Genomic DNA, 16,476 nt, shown 5'->3' with positions numbered 1-16,476 from the left:
CTCTTTCTGGACGACGGGGGCGCCGGGCGCCCGAACTCATTCACGTGCAAGCATCACGATCGAACCTGTATTCCCCCTCCTCTTGACTCCGCCTCGCGGGGGATGCAGGTGTCGGCGGTCCGCTCTAGCGTGGAGGGATGCCACGACTCACGCGCGCGCAACAGCGCAACGACATCGTGCTCGCGGTCGTGCTGTTCCTCGGGGGCGTGCTGAGTGCGGTGCTGTCGTCGATATCGGGCATCTACGGCGACCAGCAGGGCTCTCTCGCCGTGGCGCTCGGCTACGTCGCCGTACTCGCGATCCCGCTGGCGTTCCGCCGACGGTGGCCGTCGGTGGCGGCGGTCATCGTGACCTTCGCGTACTTCCTCGCCGTGACCTTCCGCATCCCCGAGCTCTATGCCGGCAACATTGCCATGTTCATCGCGCTGTACACGGTCGGCGCGTGGGAGACGAACCGCCGGCGCGCGACGATCGTGCGCATCGCCCTCATCGTGGGCATGTTCGCGTGGTTGTTCGTCGTCATGTTCCAGCAGGCCACGCTCCCCGTCGGCGAAGAGGTCGAGGGGGCCTTCTCTCGGGCGGGGTCGTTCTCGCCCTTCGTCGCGTACCAACTGCTCACCATCGGGGTGAACGCTCTGTTCTTCGGGGGCGCCTACTACTTCGGCGACCGCTCCTACCAGCAGATGCGCGAGCGCGCGGCCCTCGAGGAGCGCACGGCGGAGCTCGAGTCCGAGCGCGAAGTGACCGCGGCGCAGGCCGTGGCCCTCGACCGCGTGCGCATCGCGCGCGAGCTGCACGACGTGGTCGCCCATCACGTGTCACTGATGGGCGTTCAGGCGGGCGTCGCCCGCTCGCTCCTGACCCGCGACCCCGACGCCGCTCGAGAGACGCTCTCGAGCGTCGAGAGCTCGGCGCGCACCTCTCTTCACGAGCTGCGCCAGCTGCTCGAGACGCTGCGCGCCCCGGGGTCGGACGGCGCCCCCGACACCGCCCCCACCACCCATGGCCTGACGTCGATCCCGTCGCTGGTCGATGACGCCACCGCCGCAGGGCTTCCGACGACCTTCACCCTCGTCGGCCAACCCGCGTGCGACCCGCCACCCCTCGTGCAGGTCAACCTCTACCGCATCGCCCAAGAGGCGTTGACGAACGCCCGCCGCCACGCGGGTCCCGACGCCACCGCCGACGTGCGCCTTCGGTTCGAATCGGATGCCGTCGAGCTCGAGATCTCGAACACCGGGCGCAGCGGTTCCGCAACCCCGGGCCTCGGTCAGCTCGGCATGCGCGAGCGCGCCGCCGTCTCGGGCGGGACGATCGAGATCGGGCCGCGCTCACGCGGCGGATACCTCGTGCGGGCGCGTGTGCCCCTCGCTGCGGCGGAGGTGGCGAATGTCTGAGCTGCGCGTTCTGCTGGTCGACGACCATGCCATGATGCGGGCGGGGTTCCGGACGATCCTGTCGCTCGAGCCCGACATCGACGTGGTGGGTGAGGCGGCATCCGGTGTCGAGGCCCTCGCCGCCGCGGCCCGTCTGCGACCCGATGTCATCTGCATGGACGTGCAGATGCCCGACATGGACGGCCTCGAAGCGACCCGGCAGCTGACCGCCGACCCCGCGTCGGAGGCGGCCGTCCTCATCGTCACGACCTTCGACCGCGACGACTACCTCTTCGCGGCGCTGGCCGCCGGGGCCAGCGGATTCCTGCTCAAGAACGCGGGGCCGGAGGAGCTGGTGTCGGCCGTCCGGATCGTCGGATCCGGCGATGCTCTGCTCGCCCCCGAGGTCACCCGCCGGGTCATCGCGCGTTTCGCGACGCGTGACGCCGAGGTGCCGGCATCCCCTCCCTCCGCCACCGTCGAACCGCTGAAGATGAGCGAGCCGCTGACCGAGCGCGAGAGCGAGGTGCTCTCCCTCGTCGCCGAGGCGCTCAGCAACGCCGAGATCGCGGCGCGCCTGTTCATCGGCGAGGCGACGGTGAAGACGCACGTGTCGAACGTGCTGCAGAAGCTCGGCGCGCGCGACCGCGTGCAGGCCGTGGTGCTGGCGCACCGGCACGGCCTGGCCTGACCGCCGGCGCTGTCGAGCGCCGCTCCCGCACCGAGACGCCCTGCGATCCGCGAGCTCACCGACCGTCCGGTGTCATGCCGGGTCGTCTCGACGGACGCGGGTGACCTCGGCGGCGCCGTGGCGGGCGGCACCCCCTCCCCCTCACGGTGGAGCCACGAACCGCCCCACGGCGGAGGTGGCGCGGCATCCCTATCCCTAGCGTGGGAGACATCGAGAAGAAGGGATGGATCGTGCTCCATCTGGACGGCATCACCAAGAGCTACGGCGGACGCCGCGTGCTCGACGGCGTGGGCTTCGACGTCGCCCCCGGGCGCCTCACGGGCTTCGTCGGCGGCAACGGCGCGGGAAAGACCACGACGATGCGCATCGCGCTGGGCGTGCTCGGCAAGGACGCGGGCACCGTCGAATTGAACGGCGCGGCGGTCACCACCGCCGACCGGCGCCGCTTCGGCTACATGCCCGAGGAGCGCGGGCTGTACCCGAAGATGAAGGTGGCCGAGCACATCGCCTACCTCGCTCGGTTGCACGGCTTCGGCAAGGCGGAGGCGACCCGCAAGGCGACGACGCTCCTCGAGCGCCTGGGCCTCGGCGAGCGCCTCGGCGATCTCATCGAGACGCTCTCGCTCGGCAACCAGCAGCGCGCGCAGATCGCCGCCTCGCTCGTGCACGAGCCCGAGGTGCTGATCCTCGACGAGCCCTTCTCGGGTCTCGACCCGCTCGCGGTCGACGTGGTGGCCGGCGTGCTCCAGGAGAAGGCCGCCGACGGCGCGGCCGTGCTGTTCTCGTCGCACCAGCTCGACGTCGTCGAGCGCCTCTGCGACGACCTCGTCATCATCGCCGACGGCACGATCCGCGCGAAGGGAAGCCGCGAAGGTCTCCGCGCCGAGCACGCGACCCACCGCTACGAGCTGGTCTCGCGCGGCGACACCGGGTGGCTGCGCGACGAGCCCGGGGTGCAGGTGATCGACTTCGACGGCGGATACGCCCTCTTCGACGCCGACGACGACCTCACCGCCCAGCGCGTGCTGCGCGACGCGGTCGGCCGCGGCGACGTCGCCAGCTTCTCTCCTCAGCGCCCCACCCTGGCCGAGATCTTCAAGGAGGTCATCCAGTGAGCACTCCGACCATCACCCCTCCCCCCTCGTCGACCACGGCGGCACCCCACCGCGCGCCGGGAGAACTGCACAGCATCTGGCTGGTCGCCGAGCGCGAGATCGGCTCGAAGCTGCGCAGCAAGGCCTTCGTCATCTCGACCGCAATCCTCATCGTCGCGGCCCTCGCGTCGGTGCTCTGGGGCGGTTTCACCGCCTCGAACGCCAGCGCCAGCGGCATCCCGGTCGCCGTCACCTCGCAGACGCAGAGCGCTGTGTCGGGTCTCGACGGGCTCGAAGTGACGGTCGCCGACAGCGACGACGCCGCGCGCGCCCTCGTGGCGGACGGGACGGTGGATGCCGCCCTGGTCTCGGGATCGTCGGAGTCGGCGTTCGACTTCACCGTCGTGGTGAAGGACAGCGTCCCCTCGACGCTCCTGCAGATGCTGAGCGACACCCCGCCGGTGGACCGCCTCGAGCCCGGGTCGAACGCCGCCGACGTGCTGCGGTACTTCATCGCGCTGGCCTTCGGCATCGTCTTCCTCATCGCGGCGACGACCTTCGGCGGGACGATCGCGCAGAGCGTGGTGGAAGAGAAGCAGACGCGCGTGGTCGAGATCCTCATCTCGGCGATCCCCGTGCGGGCCCTGCTCGCGGGCAAGGTGCTCGGCAACACGATCCTCGCGATGGCCCAGATCGTTCTGCTCGCCGCCGTCGCGGTCGTGGGACTGGCCGTCACCGGTCAGGCCGGGGTGCTCGACGCTCTCGGCGCCCCGATCGCGTGGTTCGCGATCTTCTTCCTGTTCGGCTTCGTCCTTCTCGCGGCGCTGTTCGCCGCGGCCGCGGCGATGGTCTCGCGCCAGGAGGACATCGGGGCGACGACCACCCCGATCACCATGCTGATCATGGCGCCGTACTTTCTCGTGATCTTCTTCAACGACAACCCCGTCGTGCTGACGATCATGTCGTACGTGCCGTTCTCGGCTCCGGTGGGGATGCCGCTGCGCATGTACCTCGGCGACGCGCAGTGGTGGGAGCCCGTGCTCTCGCTCCTCGTGCTGCTGGCCTCGTGCGTGCTCGCGATCGGCGTCGCCGCGCGCATCTACCGCAACTCGCTGCTGCGCATGGGGGCGCGCGTCAAGCTCGGCGAGGCTCTGCGGGGCTGACCGGTTCGGGTCCGGTCGGCGGGCGGGTGGATGGTGCGGCTTCGGCATCCACCCGCCCTTTTCGTCGTCGTGAAGAGGCATCGTTAGGCTCGATGACATGCTGCGCCTGCTCGCTTTCCTCGCGCTCGGAGCCGTCCTCGGCGGTCTCGCGGTAGCCGCCCTCGGGGATCAGGAAACGGGTTTCGGGATCTTCGGAATCGCTCTCGCGGTCTTCATCATCTCGACCGTGCTCGTCAGCGTCGCGAAGTCCCTGTCTCCCGCGCTCCCCTCGCCGGCGGCGGTCACCGCGGCCCGCGACGCTCGCCGTCTCGGCCACGCGCGCATCGACGGGGTCCGCCAGACCGGCACCCTCGTCAACGACCAGCCGGTGTGCGAGATCGACGTCACGGTGATCGCCCTCGACGGCGGGGCGTGGGCCACCACCCTCCGTCGGATCGTCCCCCTGATCGAGCTCGCCGCGTATCAGCCGGGCCTCGAGCGTGATGTCGTGATCCTGCTCGACGGCGGCCCCGAGGTCGTCTTCGCCGACGGCGAGCTCTCCCCCACCGAGCGGGAGCGACTCGTCGTGCCGGCCCGATCCGCGGTCGAGCTGCGGCAGATCGAAACGGGAACCCGCGTCCGCAACGGACGCCGGAGCGGCCCCCTGCTCGGCGTGGGTCGTCGCGGGCGGCCGTGGCGCCTGGCCCTGTTCGCGATGGCCACGATCGTGGCCGCGACCGTGGTCCTGCTGCCCTATCGCGACGGCATCGCCCTCACGGTCGCCGCGTGGCAGGACGGCCGCTGGAGCGCCGACATGCGCACCCCCGACTCCCTGCAGACGGCGAAGCGCGCCTTGCAGGCCGAGATCGGCCACGATCAGGTGGTCTCGATCGTCGTGACCCCGGATGCCGTGATCGTCGACGCCCCGATCCGCGCCGGGGAACAGGCGACCGACGAGTGGAACTTCCGCGCGGGGCGTGTCACCCACGAGGGAGCCGCGCTGAGCCAGCCCCGCGTCGCCGAGGAGCAGTTCTCGTGGAGCGACCTCGCGCTCGACCGGGTGTGGCCCGCCCTTCAGGAGGCCTCGGACCAGAGCGGCCTTCCGATCGAAGGCGCGCCGGTGTCCATCAGGCGCACCAGCGACAGCGATATCGAAAGCCCCACGTTCACCGAGAGCGTGGGGGTTCCGGACGTCTCGTTCGGACTCAGCGACGACTACCGCAGAGCGTCCTTCACCCTCTCGGCCGACGGAAGCCGGCTCACACCGATCGGGTGAACCCGGTCACTCGTCGAGGACGGCGAGCACGTTGCCCGCCGGGTCGCGGAACCACGCGATCAGCGGACCGCCCTCGCGCATGATCCCGCGGGAATCGGTGGGGAAGTCGGCGTCGTCGTAGATCTTCGTGTCGACGCCGCGCGAGCGCAGATCGTCGACGGCCGCCTCGACGTCGGCCACCGGGAAGTTGAGCACGGTGAACGACGCGGGCTCGTGGCGCGGCTTGCCGTAGACGAGGACGCGCCCTCCGGACCCCAGATGGAGCGTGAGGAACCCCGACCCCTCGAGCACCTCCACCCGGAGTCCGAGGGTGTCCGCGTAGAAGCGGTGAGCGGCCTCGAGGTCGTCGACCGCGAACCCCGAAAACGCGCCATCGGCACGGAACATGATGTCCTCCTTCGCTATTGCGCCACGTAGGCCGTGACGCTCGGTGACAGACGGATCGGGATGCCGGTGACGTCGGAACCGTCGGGGTCGCCGATCGCGACGGTCAGACTCTCGTCGACACCGAAGATCGCGGCTCCCTCCTGCGCTCCGCTCGCGCACCCGGCCGACCACGGACGGTTGTCGGTGGACGTGAACGTCACGATGCAGCGCCCGTCCCCGTCGTCGGGTTGGGCGAGGTAGATGCGGAAGTCGCTGACCGTGGCGATGTAGCGCGTGCTCCCGGCGTCGATCCCGCTGTCGCGCAGGATCTCGGCCGAGATGACGTCCTCGACCGTCTGCGGGAACGTCAGTTCGGGAAGGGCCGCCGCTGCGGGGTCGGGGGTCGCCGCCACGGTCGGTGCCGTGCTCGCCCCGATCGCGATGCCGATCCCGAGCACGACGAGGGCGCCGACGACGGTCGCGATGATGCGGAGGAGGCGACGCGGCGGCGAGGCCGTGGCATCCGGGATCGTGGCGCGGGTGCGGTCCACCTCGCCGTCCGGCTCCGACGTGCCGGGCTCGGAGAGGGCGTAGGCGTCAGAGGCCGTCGAGGGGTCGGCCCGTGGGCCGACGGGGGACGAGGGCCGCGTGGGATCGAGCGCTCCGACGGGGGCGGGTGCCGCGGCCGTGACGGGGACGGCAGAGCGACGCGCGCGTTCCTCGAGCTCGGCGAGGCGCTCGATCATGTCGGGCGTCGCCGTGGCCCCCTCGGCCCCGTACACGCGCTCGCGCAGGCGGTGCAGCTCGACGTCGTCGTCCATGCGTTGACTCTAGGCCCGGGTCGGCGCGACCGGCCCGACTCAGTCCCCGCGGGTGGGCGCCGTGGCGTCGAGGGCGTCGGCGGCACCGACCAGAGCGAGGTGCGAGAGCGCCTGCGGGGTGTTCCCGGCCTGTCGACCGGTCGTCGGGTCGTACTCCTCGGACAGCAGGCCGAGATCGTTGGCGACGGCGGTCAGCCGCTGCATGAGAGCGAGGGCCTCGTCGCGGCGCCCGCTGTGGGCGTACTGGCCGACCAGCCAGAACGAGCAGGCGAGGAAGGGGTGCTCGTCGCCGGTGAGACCGTCGACACCCGTCGTCCGGTACCGCAGCAGCCAGCCGTCGGGCATGAGCGTCTCTTCCATGCGCGCCACGGTGGCGAGCATGCGCGGGTCGTCGTAGGCGCAGAAGCCCACCTGCGGCAGCACGAGCAGCGAGGCGTCGACCTCGTCGGTGTCGAAGTGCTGGGTGAACCACCCGCCGGCGTGCACGCCGCGCGCATCGATCTCGGCCCGGACCCGGTCGCGCAGGGTGCGCCAGGTCTCGACGTCGCCATCGAGCCCGCCCTCTTCGACGGCCCGGATGCCGCGGTCGAACGCGGCCCACACCATCGCCCGCGAGTGCGTGAAGAAGTGCGGGTCGCCGCGCATCTCCCAGATGCCGAGATCGGGGCGATCGACCTCGGCGGCCAGTTGATCGAGGAGCGCACGCTGCAGGGACCACGAGAACGTCGTCTCTTCGACGCCGGCGTCACGAGCCGCCTCGAGGGCCACCATGACCTCGCCGATGACGTCGGCCTGGTACTGATCGACCGCGCCGTTGCCGATGCGCACGGGGGCCGCGCCCCCGTAGCCGGGAAGACCGGAGATCTCGCGCTCGGGCAGATCGCGCTCGCCCGCGATGCCGTACATGATCTGCACGTCCGCCGGATCGCCCGCGATCGCCCGCAGGAGCCAATTGCGCCAGCGGTGAGCCGCGTCGAGGTACCCGTGATCGATGTACGCGCTCAGGGTGAGGGCGGCGTCGCGCAGCCAGACGTAGCGGTAGTCCCAGTTGCGCGAGCCGCCGAACGCCTCGGGGAGCGAGGTGGTCGCCGCCGCGACGATGCCGCCCGTCTCGGAGTGGGTCAGGGCGCGGAGAACCATGAGCGAGCGGGTGACGAGTGCCGCGTGCGTACCGGCCGACTGCACCCGGTCGGCCCACGCGGCCCACCATTCGCGGGTCCGCTCGAGCGCCGCCTCGACGTTGAACGGCGCCGGCGGATCCTGCCACGACGGCCCCCACGCCAGCACCGAGTCGACGCTCGCGCCCGCGACCGTCGTCCATCGGCCGCGGTGAGCGGTGTCGACGGCGATGAGGCGGGGGCCCCGGAGGGTGACGGCGTCGGGTCCGGCGACGGCCAGGATGGCGTGCTCGTCGCCGCGGCCCACCTGGCGCACCCACGGCACGGCGCGGGCGTAATCGAAGCGGAGCCGCACCTCGCTGACGAAGTCGACCTCTCCCGACACCCCGACCACGCGGCGGATGAGCGCCTCGACGCCCTCGTCGACCGGCATCGCGTCGTAGACGTCGGCGACCCCCGTCGCGGTCTCCCATCGCGTGACGAGGACGAAGGTGTCCCCGTCGTAGCGCCGGGTCGCCGTGGCCTCGGGATCGGCCGGCCGCAGCGACCACGCCCCGTGGGACTCGTCGCCAAGCAGGGCACCGAACATCGATCCGCTGTCGTACCGCGGCAGGCACAACCAGTCGACGCTCCCGGCGGAGGAGACGAGGGCGGCGGATCGGCAGTTGCTGAGGACCGCGTAGTCCTCGATCGGAGTCGTCACCCTCGGATTGTGGCAGGTGCCGCCGACATCATGGCCGAACATCGCGCTAGTGGCATCCATGCGCCCGCTGCAAGCGGCACGGCGATGTCGCAACCGGACGCTACGGTGGCCCCATGGCGGCGGACACCACCCTGATCATCCTGGGCGCTTCGGGCGACCTCACCTCTCGACTGCTCCTCCCGGCCCTCGGCCAGCTGCTCTCGCGCGAACCGAAGCGATCGGTGCGCCTGCACGGGGCGGGCGTGGAGGACTGGACCGACGAGCATTGGCGCGAGGTCGTGCGCAAGGCCTTCCAGACGATGGATGCCGACTCCGCATTCGCCGCGGTTTCCGATACGACGTACTCGCAGGCCGACATCACGAAGGCCGACGATCTGCAGAAGCTTCTCGACGACGCCGAGGGCCGCCCCGCGCTGTACTTCGCGGTGCCCCCGGCCGTCACCGAGAAGGCCTGCCTCGCGCTGAGCGACGTGACCATCCCCGAGGGCACGGTCCTGGCCCTCGAGAAGCCGTTCGGCACCGACGAGGCGAGCGCGCACACGCTCAACACGCAGCTGGCGACCCTCGTGCCCGAAGACCAGGTCTTCCGCATCGACCACTTCCTCGGCCGCTCGACCGTGCTGAACCTGCTCGGAACGCGCTTCGCGAACCGCATCATCGAGAGCGTCTGGTCGGCCGACGACATCGCGTCGATCCGCATCGACTTCCCCGAGGCCCTCGGCCTCGAGGGCCGGGCGGGGTACTACGACGCCGCCGGCGCCCTTGTCGACATGATCCAGAGCCACCTGCTGCAGGTCATGGCGTTCGTCACGATGGAGCCCCCGGCATCCCTCGATCAACTCGACCTGCGCGACGCGACCTCCGCGGTCCTGCGGGCGACGCACGTCAAAGACGACGACCCCGTCACGAACTCCCGCCGCGCACGCTACACCGCGGGCGATGTGGGCGACCGCCACTTCCCCTCGTACGTCGACGAGCCGGGCGTCGACGCGTCGCGGGGCACCGAGACCCTGGCCGAGATGACCGTCGAGGTGCGCACGGCCCGCTGGCAGGGGGTTCCGATCCTGCTGCGATCGGGCAAGGCTCTCGGCGCGGGAGACCCGGCCGTCACGGTCGCGTTCAAGCCCGTGCGGCACCTCCCCGTCGGCTTCGTCGGCGAGAGCGAGCCCTCCGAGATGGTGTTCTCGCTCGGCCCCGACACGATCAGCCTCGGCCTGAACATCAACGGCGCCGACGATCCGCTCGACCTGGAGCGGGTGAACCTGTCGACCCACCTCGGCGAGGGCGCCCTCAAGGCCTACGGCGAGGTGCTCTCGGGCATCCTCGACGGAGACGCCATGCTGGCCGTCCGCGGCGACGCGGCCGAGCAGTGCTGGCGCATCGTGCAGCCCGTCATCGACGCGTGGCGCAAGAACGAGGTGCCTCTCGACGAGTACCCGGCGGGCACCGCGGGACCGTCGTCCTGGAACGACTGACCGATCCCGCGGCACGCCGCCATCACCCGGCGTCGCGGGCTGAGAGTCCGCTCCCCATCAGAGACGCATAAGTTCACACGGGAACACGTCGCCCGCCGACGGCGTTCAATGGTGCGGGTCAACGGCGTCCCGCATCAGTCCCCGTTCTCAGGAGAACCCATGTCTCTCACGCTCGACCGCACCGCCCCCACCGACGCTCCCATCCTCGACGTGCTCGCCGAGCGCTGGAGCACGCGCGTCTTCGACCCCGAGACGCCGATCGACGAAGCCGCTCTGCGCTCCGCCCTCGAGGCCGCCCGCTGGGCCCCCTCGGGCATGAACTTCCAGCCGTGGCGCTTCATCGTCGCGCGCCGCGGCACCGCCGCCCACGAAAAGGTCGTCTCGGCTCTCATGGGCTTCAACCAGGCCTGGGCACCCGACGCCGGCGCCCTGCTCGTGGTCCTCGCCGAAACCGAGACCGAAGACGGCGAAGCGCGCACCTGGGCGCTCTACGACAGCGGGCAGGCCGCCGCGCACTTCACCGTGCAGGCGCACGCCGAGGGCCTCTCGACCCACCAGATGGGCGGCTTCGTGGCCGACGACCTGCGCGCCGCCTTCGACATTGACGCGCGTTTCACCCCGGTCACCGTGATCGCCGTCGGCGCGCTCGGCGACGTCGACGCGGCCGAAGAGGGCCTGCGTCAGCGTGAGCTCGCTCCGCGCCAGCGCCGCACGGTCGAGGAGTCGCTGCTCGTCGACGACTGAGCCCCGGCATCCCGCTCGAAGAACGCCGTCTCGAGGGAGCACGCGCCATCGCGTCGTGTCTCGCTCGGGGCGGCGTTCTTCATGGGCGCCCGGCCCGACGGGCGGAGGAGGTGCCCGGGTCGCGCCGAAGCAGCTCGCGCCGACACGGCGTCACCCTCGCGTAGGACAGGCCGACCCTCGGAAGGCGCGCTCAGCGCTCCACGAGCACCCCGTCGGCGTCCGCCCACACGTGGCGTCCCGGCGCGAAGACGACCCCCGCGATGGTCACCGTCACGTCGACCTCGCCCGCGCCGTCCTTCGCGCTCTTGCGGGGGTTCGAGCCGAGCGCCTTGACGCCCAGGGGTAGCTCGGCCATCGCCGCGCGGTCGCGGATCGCCCCATTCACGATGACCCCCGCCCACCCGTTGTCGACCGCGGACGCGGCGATCAGGTCGCCCACGAGCGCCGACTCGAGCGAACCACCGCCGTCGACCACGAGCACGGCTCCGTCGCCGGGGGTCGCGAGCACTCTCTTGACCAGCGCATTGTCGCGGTGGCAGCGGACCGTGCGGATCGGCCCGTCGAAGGCGACGTGCCCGCCGAGGTCGATCATCGGGAGAGAGAGCGAGTCGAGTTCGTCGCCGCGCTCGTCGTACAGGTCGGCCGTTGCGATCGTCATGGCGCCAGGCTAGCGGGGCCGGTACGTCAGAAGAGGGGATGCCGTGGTGGCATCCCCTCTTCTGACGGGGTTCTACTCGACGATCTCGGCCTCGATCACGTCGTCGTCTCCGGGTTCTTCCGTTGCGGGACCGGTGCTCACGAGCATGAGCGAGTCACCGTCGCTGGCCACGTCGACCCGCACGACGTCTCCGTCGCGCACCGAGCCGGCCAGGATCGCCATCGCGAGGCGGTTCTGGATCTCGGTCTGGATGAGGCGCCGCAGCGGGCGGGCGCCGTACACCGGGTCGTATCCGCGCTCGGACAGCCACGACCGGGCATCGGGGGTGACCGCCAGGCTCAGTCGGCGCTCGCGAAGACGCTTGTGCAGGGCGTCGACGGCGAGCTCGACGATCTGCGCGAGGTCGTCCTGGCTCAGGGCCTGGAAGATCACGATGTCGTCGAGACGGTTCACGAACTCGGGCTTGAACGCCTGGCGTACGAGCGCCTGCACCTGCTCGCGCTTGGTGTCCATCGACAGGGTCGGGTCGATGAGGATGGGCGATCCGAGGTTCGAGGTGAGCACCAGGATGACGTTGGTGAAGTCCACGGTGCGGCCCTGGCCGTCGGTCAGTCGACCATCGTCCATGACCTGCAGCAGCACGTCGAACACCTCGGGGTGCGCCTTCTCGACCTCGTCGAGCAGCACCACCGAGTAGGGCCGACGGCGCACGGCCTCGGTCAGCTGGCCGCCCTGCTCGTAGCCGATGTAGCCCGGAGGGGCACCGACCAGGCGCGAGACGGAGTGCTTCTCGCCGTACTCCGACATGTCGATGCGCACCATGGCGTGCTCGTCGTCGAACAGGAAGTCGGCGAGCGACTTCGCGAGCTCGGTCTTGCCGACACCGGTCGGGCCGAGGAACAGGAACGATCCGACCGGTCGGTGCGGGTCGCTGATGCCCGCGCGCGAGCGACGAACGGCGTCGGACACCGCCTTCACGGCATCCCGCTGTCCGATCAGGCGCCGGCCGAGCTCGCGCTCGAGGTTGAGCAGCTTCTCGGTCTCGCCCTGCAGCAGGCGTCCCACCGGAATGCCCGTCCACGCCGCGATGACGGCCGCGATGTCTTCGTCGGTGACCTGATCGTTGACCATGCGATCGCCCGCGGGCTCTTCGCGTTCGGCGACCATGAGCTCGCGCTCCAGCGCCGGGATCTCGGCGTACAGCAGTCGCGACGCCCGCTCGAGGTTGCCCTCGCGCTGCGCGCGCTCGGCGTCGACGCGAGCGGCATCCAGCCGGGTCTTCAGGTCGCCGACGCGGTTGAGCGAGGCGCGCTCGCGCTCCCACCGCGCCTGCAGGTCGTCGAGCTTGGCCTGCTCGGCGGCGAGGGTCTCGCGGAGCGTGGCGAGGCGCTCCTTCGACGCGTCGTCCTTCTCTTTCTTCAGCGCGAGCTCTTCGAGCTTGAGGCGGTCGACGTGGCGACGCAGCTCGTCGATCTCGAGCGGAGCCGAGTCGATCTCCATGCGCAGGCGCGAGGCGGCTTCGTCGATCAGGTCGATCGCCTTGTCGGGCAGCTGACGCGCGGGGATGTAGCGGTTGGACAGGGATGCCGCGGCTACCAGCGCCGCGTCGGCGATCGCGACCTTGTGGTGCGCTTCGTAGCGCTCCTTGAGGCCGCGGAGGATCGCCACGGTGTCCTCCACCGTGGGCTCGCCGACGTACACCTGCTGGAAGCGGCGCTCGAGAGCGGCGTCCTTCTCGATGAACTCGCGGTACTCGTCGAGCGTGGTCGCACCGATCAGGCGCAGCTCGCCGCGCGCGAGCATGGGCTTGAGCATGTTCGAGGCCGCGACCGAACCCTCGCCGCCACCCGCGCCCATGAGCACGTGCAGCTCGTCGATGAACGTGATGATGCGTCCGTCGGACTCGGTGATCTCTTTGAGGACGCTCTTGAGGCGCTCCTCGAACTGCCCGCGGTACATCGCACCGGCCACCAGGGCCGAGATGTCGAGCGAGACGAGCTCTTTGTCCTTGAGGCTCTCGGCGACGTCGCCCGCGACGATGCGCTGGGCGAGGCCCTCGACGACGGCGGTCTTGCCGACGCCGGGTTCGCCGATGAGCACGGGGTTGTTCTTGGTGCGCCGGGTGAGCACCTGGCTGACGCGGCGGATCTCGCCGTCGCGCCCGATGACGGGGTCGAGCTTGCCCTGACGGGCCCGGTCGGTGAGGTTGATGCCGAACTGCTCGAGGGCGCTGCGCGCGTCCTCCTGCCCCGGCTGTTGTGTGGCGTTCATATGGTCTCCTGAAAGTCTTTTCGCAAACTTGAGTTGCGTTGACTCAAGTTTAGCATCGGGTCGCGCGGAGAGCAATGGATGCCGGGACCTCGGACTCCCCGCGGCCGGGCGGGGCGCGGCTCCGCGCGCGGCGCGGCTCAGGCCGGGACGGGCTCGGCGGTCGCCGCCTCGACGGAGCCGGATGCCGCCTCCCCCGCGCACGAGAACCGCGCCCGGTAGGCCGTCGGGGTCAGTCCCATCGTGCGGGCGAAGTTCTGTCGCAGCACCGCCGCGGACCCGAACCCGCACTCCGCCGCGATGCGGTCCAGGCCGAGGTCGGTCTCTTCGAGCAGTCGCTGGGCGTGCAGCAGACGCTGACGCGCGAGCCACGCCGCCGGCGTGGCCCCCAGGTCGGCCTTGAACCGCCGAGCGAAGGTGCGCGGCGACATGTGGGCGCGTGCGGCGAGCCGGTCGACCGAGAGCTCGGCATCCAGGTTCTGCAGCATCCACTCCGTCACCGGAGCGAGCGAGAGCGAGGTGTCGATCGGGATGGGCGACGCGATGAACTGAGCCTGCCCCCCGTCACGTTGGGGCGCGACGACCATGCGGCGGGCGATGCGGTTGGCGAGCTCGGAGCCGAGCTCTTGGCGCAGCAGGTGCAGGCAGGCGTCGAGCCCGGCCGCCGTCCCGGCACTGGTGATGATGCTGCCCGCCTGCACGTAGAGCACGTCGGGGTCGACCTCGATGCGGGGATACATGCGCGCCATGGTGTCGGCGTAGCGCCAGTGGGTCGTCGCGCGTCTTCCGTCCAGAACACCGGATGCCGCGAGCACGAACGACCCGCTGCAGACGCTCAACAGCCAGGCGCCGCGCTCGTGCGCCGCGCGGACGACCTCGATCACGCGAGGGTCGACGGCATCCCACTGCTCCCGGGGAATGGGCGCGAGCACGAGGATGTCGACATCGGCAGCCGCCTCGAGACCGTGCTCGACGTTGATCGAGAACCCGATGTTCGAGGGGACCACACCGGGGTCGGGGGCCACGATGCGGAAGTCGAAGTTGGGGATGCCGTCATCGCTGCGGTCGAGACCGAACGCCTCGCACGCGAGACCGAACTCGAACGGAGCGAACCCCGGCTGGGTGACGACGGCGACCGATCGCATGGGAACCTCCGGTGTGGCAGAAATCGGACGGATGCCGTCCATCATGCCACTCGTGGCCGGATTGCTCCAGTCGTAGCTTTTCGGTCATGGCTTACTTCATTGCTCTCGGCATCCTGGCCGTCGCCGGCATCGTCGGAACGGTGTGGCTCGTCCGCACCGACGGGTACGGCCGGATCCCCACCGACCCGCGCCGCGTCCGCCCCCGCCGGCCGGCCGCTCCGCGACCACGACGGCGGCCGGCGCGAGAGACACGCCGTTCCGGGATGCCGACACCCCGGCGCGTCGCCGAAGCCCCCGCCGTCGTTCTCGCGGCGTCGGCGAAGCCGAGTCAGCGCCCCGCGGCGACCGCGCGCGCGTACACGTCGACCATCGCCGCCGTCCGCGAGGACTGACGGAAACGTTCCGCGATCGACGGGTCGGGCACGGCCGGAGTGCCCGCGACGATGTCGGCCGCCGCGCTGCGCAGCGCCTCGGCGAGGGCGGGGACCGTGGCATCCGCCACCGCCCACACCCCCGAGCCCAGTTCCGCCGCGATGTCGGGGTCGCTCACCACGGCCGGGGTTCCGAGCGAGGCCGCTTCGAACACGGTCATGCCCTGCGTCTCGAAGCCGATCGAGGTCTGCACCACCGCGTCGGCGTCGGCGAGTCGGCGGAGCGTCTCGGTGTACGGCAGCCGTCCCGCGAAGATGATGGACGCCGCGGGCGACGACCGCTCGACGAGGCGACGCGCGGCACGAAGCTGCGCCCCACCGCCGACGATCTCGACTTCGGCCTCGATGCCCGAGGCGATGACCGCTTCGAGGAACGGCAGCAGACGCTTCTCGGGACTCATGCGCCCGAGCCAGATGAAACGCGGTCGGCCCGGTCGGCGTTCCGACGCCTCGGCGCTCAGGGCGGCGTCGAGCACGTCGTCGTCGATGCCGTTCCAAATCACGTCGACGACCTCGGCGACGCCGTGCGCCTCGAGGCGGCGGGCGAAGTGGCTCGAGGGCGCCGTGACCGCCCGCGAGAGTCGGGCCAGCTGACGCAGGAACGCCCACCCGTCGGCCGGTCCGCGCGACGAACCCGTGCCTTCGCGGGCACCCCGGGGCGACGTGCCTGAATCGACTGCTCGCCCGCGAACTCCGGCGCGGGCGGCGGCACCCCCGGGCAGCACCCGCCCCGCCCAGGCGTTGAGCGCCCGCAACACGAGCCGCGGGAAGGGCGCGGTCGCCTCGATCCCCACGTCGACGCGGTTGTGCATCGTGTGCACGACGGGCAATCCGTGGCGCGCGGCGTACCGGTGGCCGATGAACGCCCCCCAGAAGTCCGCCTGCACGTGCACGACGTCGACGCGAAGTCGCGCACCCATCTCGGCATCCAGGAATCGATCCGTCCGGACGCCCGGCCAGGTGAGGGCGTACTCGCGGTCGGGGGTGATCGCGATCGACGGAAGGTCGAGGTAGGCCGCGTCGCCGGCGCTCTCGCGGTGCGGGCGCGGCGCGACGACCGTGACCACGTGTCCCGCGCGCTCGAGGAAGCGTTTCTGCAAGCGCATCGACACCTGCGCGCCGCCGAGCGACTCGAGGTGCTGGTCGGCGAACATCACGACGTGCACGG

At 71.0% G+C, this 16,476-nt stretch carries 15 protein-coding genes; 8 read left to right on the top strand and 7 right to left on the bottom strand.

Annotated features, from left to right (window positions below; translation table 11 throughout):
- Nucleotides 1–137 precede the first annotated feature (137 nt).
- From BLS25_RS04965 to BLS25_RS04945, 5 genes are all read left to right on the top strand, one after another.
- Nucleotides 138–1,397 carry a sensor histidine kinase gene (locus BLS25_RS04965; protein ID WP_074694641.1) on the top strand — a complete coding sequence of 420 codons (1,260 nt, stop codon included), beginning with the start codon at nucleotides 138–140 and terminating at the stop codon, nucleotides 1,395–1,397.
- Nucleotides 1,390–2,067 carry a response regulator gene (locus tag BLS25_RS04960; RefSeq protein ID WP_074694640.1) on the top strand — a complete coding sequence of 226 codons (678 nt, stop codon included), beginning with the start codon at nucleotides 1,390–1,392 and terminating at the stop codon, nucleotides 2,065–2,067. Before BLS25_RS04965 ends, BLS25_RS04960 begins: the two co-directional genes overlap by 8 nt.
- Before the next feature lie 230 nt (nucleotides 2,068–2,297).
- Nucleotides 2,298–3,182 carry an ABC transporter ATP-binding protein gene (locus tag BLS25_RS04955; RefSeq protein WP_074694814.1) on the top strand — a complete coding sequence of 295 codons (885 nt, stop codon included), beginning with the start codon at nucleotides 2,298–2,300 and terminating at the stop codon, nucleotides 3,180–3,182.
- A complete protein-coding gene (locus tag BLS25_RS04950) occupies nucleotides 3,179–4,324 on the top strand; it encodes an ABC transporter permease (RefSeq protein WP_371129309.1) in 1,146 nt (381 codons plus the stop codon). The genes BLS25_RS04955 and BLS25_RS04950 overlap by 4 nt, the downstream gene beginning before the upstream one ends.
- Nucleotides 4,325–4,421: 97 nt before the next feature.
- Nucleotides 4,422–5,579 carry a hypothetical protein gene (locus tag BLS25_RS04945; RefSeq protein ID WP_074694639.1) on the top strand — a complete coding sequence of 386 codons (1,158 nt, stop codon included), beginning with the start codon at nucleotides 4,422–4,424 and terminating at the stop codon, nucleotides 5,577–5,579.
- Nucleotides 5,580–5,585: 6 nt separating this feature from the next.
- Here BLS25_RS04945 and BLS25_RS04940 read toward each other — a convergent pair whose 3' ends face one another.
- The 3 genes from BLS25_RS04940 to BLS25_RS04930 are packed head-to-tail and all read right to left on the bottom strand — an operon-like array spanning nucleotide 5,586 to nucleotide 8,587.
- Nucleotides 5,586–5,966, bottom strand: coding sequence for a VOC family protein (locus BLS25_RS04940; RefSeq protein ID WP_074694638.1), 381 nt, complete (start codon nucleotides 5,964–5,966; stop codon nucleotides 5,586–5,588).
- Between the two features lie 14 nt (nucleotides 5,967–5,980).
- Nucleotides 5,981–6,766: a hypothetical protein gene (locus tag BLS25_RS04935; RefSeq protein WP_074694637.1), complete on the bottom strand. Its 786-nt coding sequence runs from the start codon at nucleotides 6,764–6,766 to the stop codon at nucleotides 5,981–5,983.
- Nucleotides 6,767–6,805: 39 nt separating this feature from the next.
- The gene (locus BLS25_RS04930; protein ID WP_256335537.1) at nucleotides 6,806–8,587 is read right to left on the bottom strand and encodes a glycoside hydrolase family 15 protein; all 1,782 of its coding nucleotides are present in this window, start codon (nucleotides 8,585–8,587) and stop codon (nucleotides 6,806–6,808) included.
- 113 nt (nucleotides 8,588–8,700) lie between these two features.
- Here BLS25_RS04930 and BLS25_RS04925 point away from each other — a divergent pair, with 113 nt between their 5' ends.
- Both BLS25_RS04925 and BLS25_RS04920 read left to right on the top strand, forming a co-directional pair.
- A complete protein-coding gene (locus tag BLS25_RS04925; protein ID WP_074694635.1) occupies nucleotides 8,701–10,062 on the top strand; it encodes a glucose-6-phosphate dehydrogenase in 1,362 nt (453 codons plus the stop codon).
- A gap of 159 nt (nucleotides 10,063–10,221) precedes the next feature.
- Complete coding sequence (locus BLS25_RS04920) at nucleotides 10,222–10,806, top strand: nitroreductase family protein (RefSeq protein ID WP_074694634.1); 585 nt, start codon at nucleotides 10,222–10,224, stop codon at nucleotides 10,804–10,806.
- A 190-nt stretch (nucleotides 10,807–10,996) separates the two neighbouring features.
- Here the strand turns inward: BLS25_RS04920 and rraA are convergent, their stop codons facing one another.
- The 3 genes from rraA to BLS25_RS04905 form a co-directional block, all read right to left on the bottom strand.
- The gene (gene rraA, locus BLS25_RS04915) at nucleotides 10,997–11,464 is read right to left on the bottom strand and encodes a ribonuclease E activity regulator RraA (RefSeq protein WP_074694633.1); all 468 of its coding nucleotides are present in this window, start codon (nucleotides 11,462–11,464) and stop codon (nucleotides 10,997–10,999) included.
- A gap of 72 nt (nucleotides 11,465–11,536) precedes the next feature.
- Nucleotides 11,537–13,735, bottom strand: a complete 2,199-nt coding sequence (locus BLS25_RS04910; RefSeq protein WP_074694632.1) for an ATP-dependent Clp protease ATP-binding subunit — start codon at nucleotides 13,733–13,735, stop codon at nucleotides 11,537–11,539.
- A 137-nt stretch (nucleotides 13,736–13,872) separates the two neighbouring features.
- A complete protein-coding gene (locus BLS25_RS04905; protein WP_056224707.1) occupies nucleotides 13,873–14,877 on the bottom strand; it encodes a GlxA family transcriptional regulator in 1,005 nt (334 codons plus the stop codon).
- Nucleotides 14,878–14,963: 86 nt separating this feature from the next.
- On the opposite strand from BLS25_RS04905, the gene BLS25_RS04900 reads away from it, so the two are divergent.
- Complete coding sequence (locus tag BLS25_RS04900) at nucleotides 14,964–15,269, top strand: hypothetical protein (RefSeq protein WP_074694631.1); 306 nt, start codon at nucleotides 14,964–14,966, stop codon at nucleotides 15,267–15,269.
- Here the strand turns inward: BLS25_RS04900 and BLS25_RS04895 are convergent.
- On the bottom strand, nucleotides 15,206–16,474 hold the full coding sequence (locus BLS25_RS04895; RefSeq protein WP_074694630.1) for a glycosyltransferase: 1,269 nt from the start codon (nucleotides 16,472–16,474) through the stop codon (nucleotides 15,206–15,208). The genes BLS25_RS04900 and BLS25_RS04895 overlap by 64 nt on opposite strands.
- Nucleotides 16,475–16,476: the final 2 nt, after the last annotated feature.

The sequence above is a fragment of the Microbacterium testaceum StLB037 genome, from assembly GCF_900104345.1.
Lineage (GTDB): Bacteria > Actinomycetota > Actinomycetes > Actinomycetales > Microbacteriaceae > Microbacterium > Microbacterium testaceum_A.
Note: the sequence above shows the minus strand (reverse complement) of the source record. Positions and strands in the feature narration are given on the sequence as shown.

What these genes read in the sequence shown, in the direction of transcription:
- BLS25_RS04965 (WP_074694641.1), top strand. Translation starts at nt 138, where the DNA reads ATGCCACGACTCACGCGCGCGCAACAGCGCAACGACATCGTGCTCGCG.
- BLS25_RS04960 (WP_074694640.1), top strand. Translation starts at nt 1,390, where the DNA reads ATGTCTGAGCTGCGCGTTCTGCTGGTCGACGACCATGCCATGATGCGG.
- BLS25_RS04945 (WP_074694639.1), top strand. Translation starts at nt 4,422, where the DNA reads ATGCTGCGCCTGCTCGCTTTCCTCGCGCTCGGAGCCGTCCTCGGCGGT.
- BLS25_RS04940 (WP_074694638.1), bottom strand. Translation starts at nt 5,966, where the DNA reads ATGTTCCGTGCCGATGGCGCGTTTTCGGGGTTCGCGGTCGACGACCTC.
- BLS25_RS04935 (WP_074694637.1), bottom strand. Translation starts at nt 6,766, where the DNA reads ATGGACGACGACGTCGAGCTGCACCGCCTGCGCGAGCGCGTGTACGGG.
- BLS25_RS04925 (WP_074694635.1), top strand. Translation starts at nt 8,701, where the DNA reads ATGGCGGCGGACACCACCCTGATCATCCTGGGCGCTTCGGGCGACCTC.
- BLS25_RS04920 (WP_074694634.1), top strand. Translation starts at nt 10,222, where the DNA reads ATGTCTCTCACGCTCGACCGCACCGCCCCCACCGACGCTCCCATCCTC.
- rraA (WP_074694633.1), bottom strand. Translation starts at nt 11,464, where the DNA reads ATGACGATCGCAACGGCCGACCTGTACGACGAGCGCGGCGACGAACTC.
- BLS25_RS04910 (WP_074694632.1), bottom strand. Translation starts at nt 13,735, where the DNA reads ATGAACGCCACACAACAGCCGGGGCAGGAGGACGCGCGCAGCGCCCTC.
- BLS25_RS04905 (WP_056224707.1), bottom strand. Translation starts at nt 14,877, where the DNA reads ATGCGATCGGTCGCCGTCGTCACCCAGCCGGGGTTCGCTCCGTTCGAG.
- BLS25_RS04900 (WP_074694631.1), top strand. Translation starts at nt 14,964, where the DNA reads ATGGCTTACTTCATTGCTCTCGGCATCCTGGCCGTCGCCGGCATCGTC.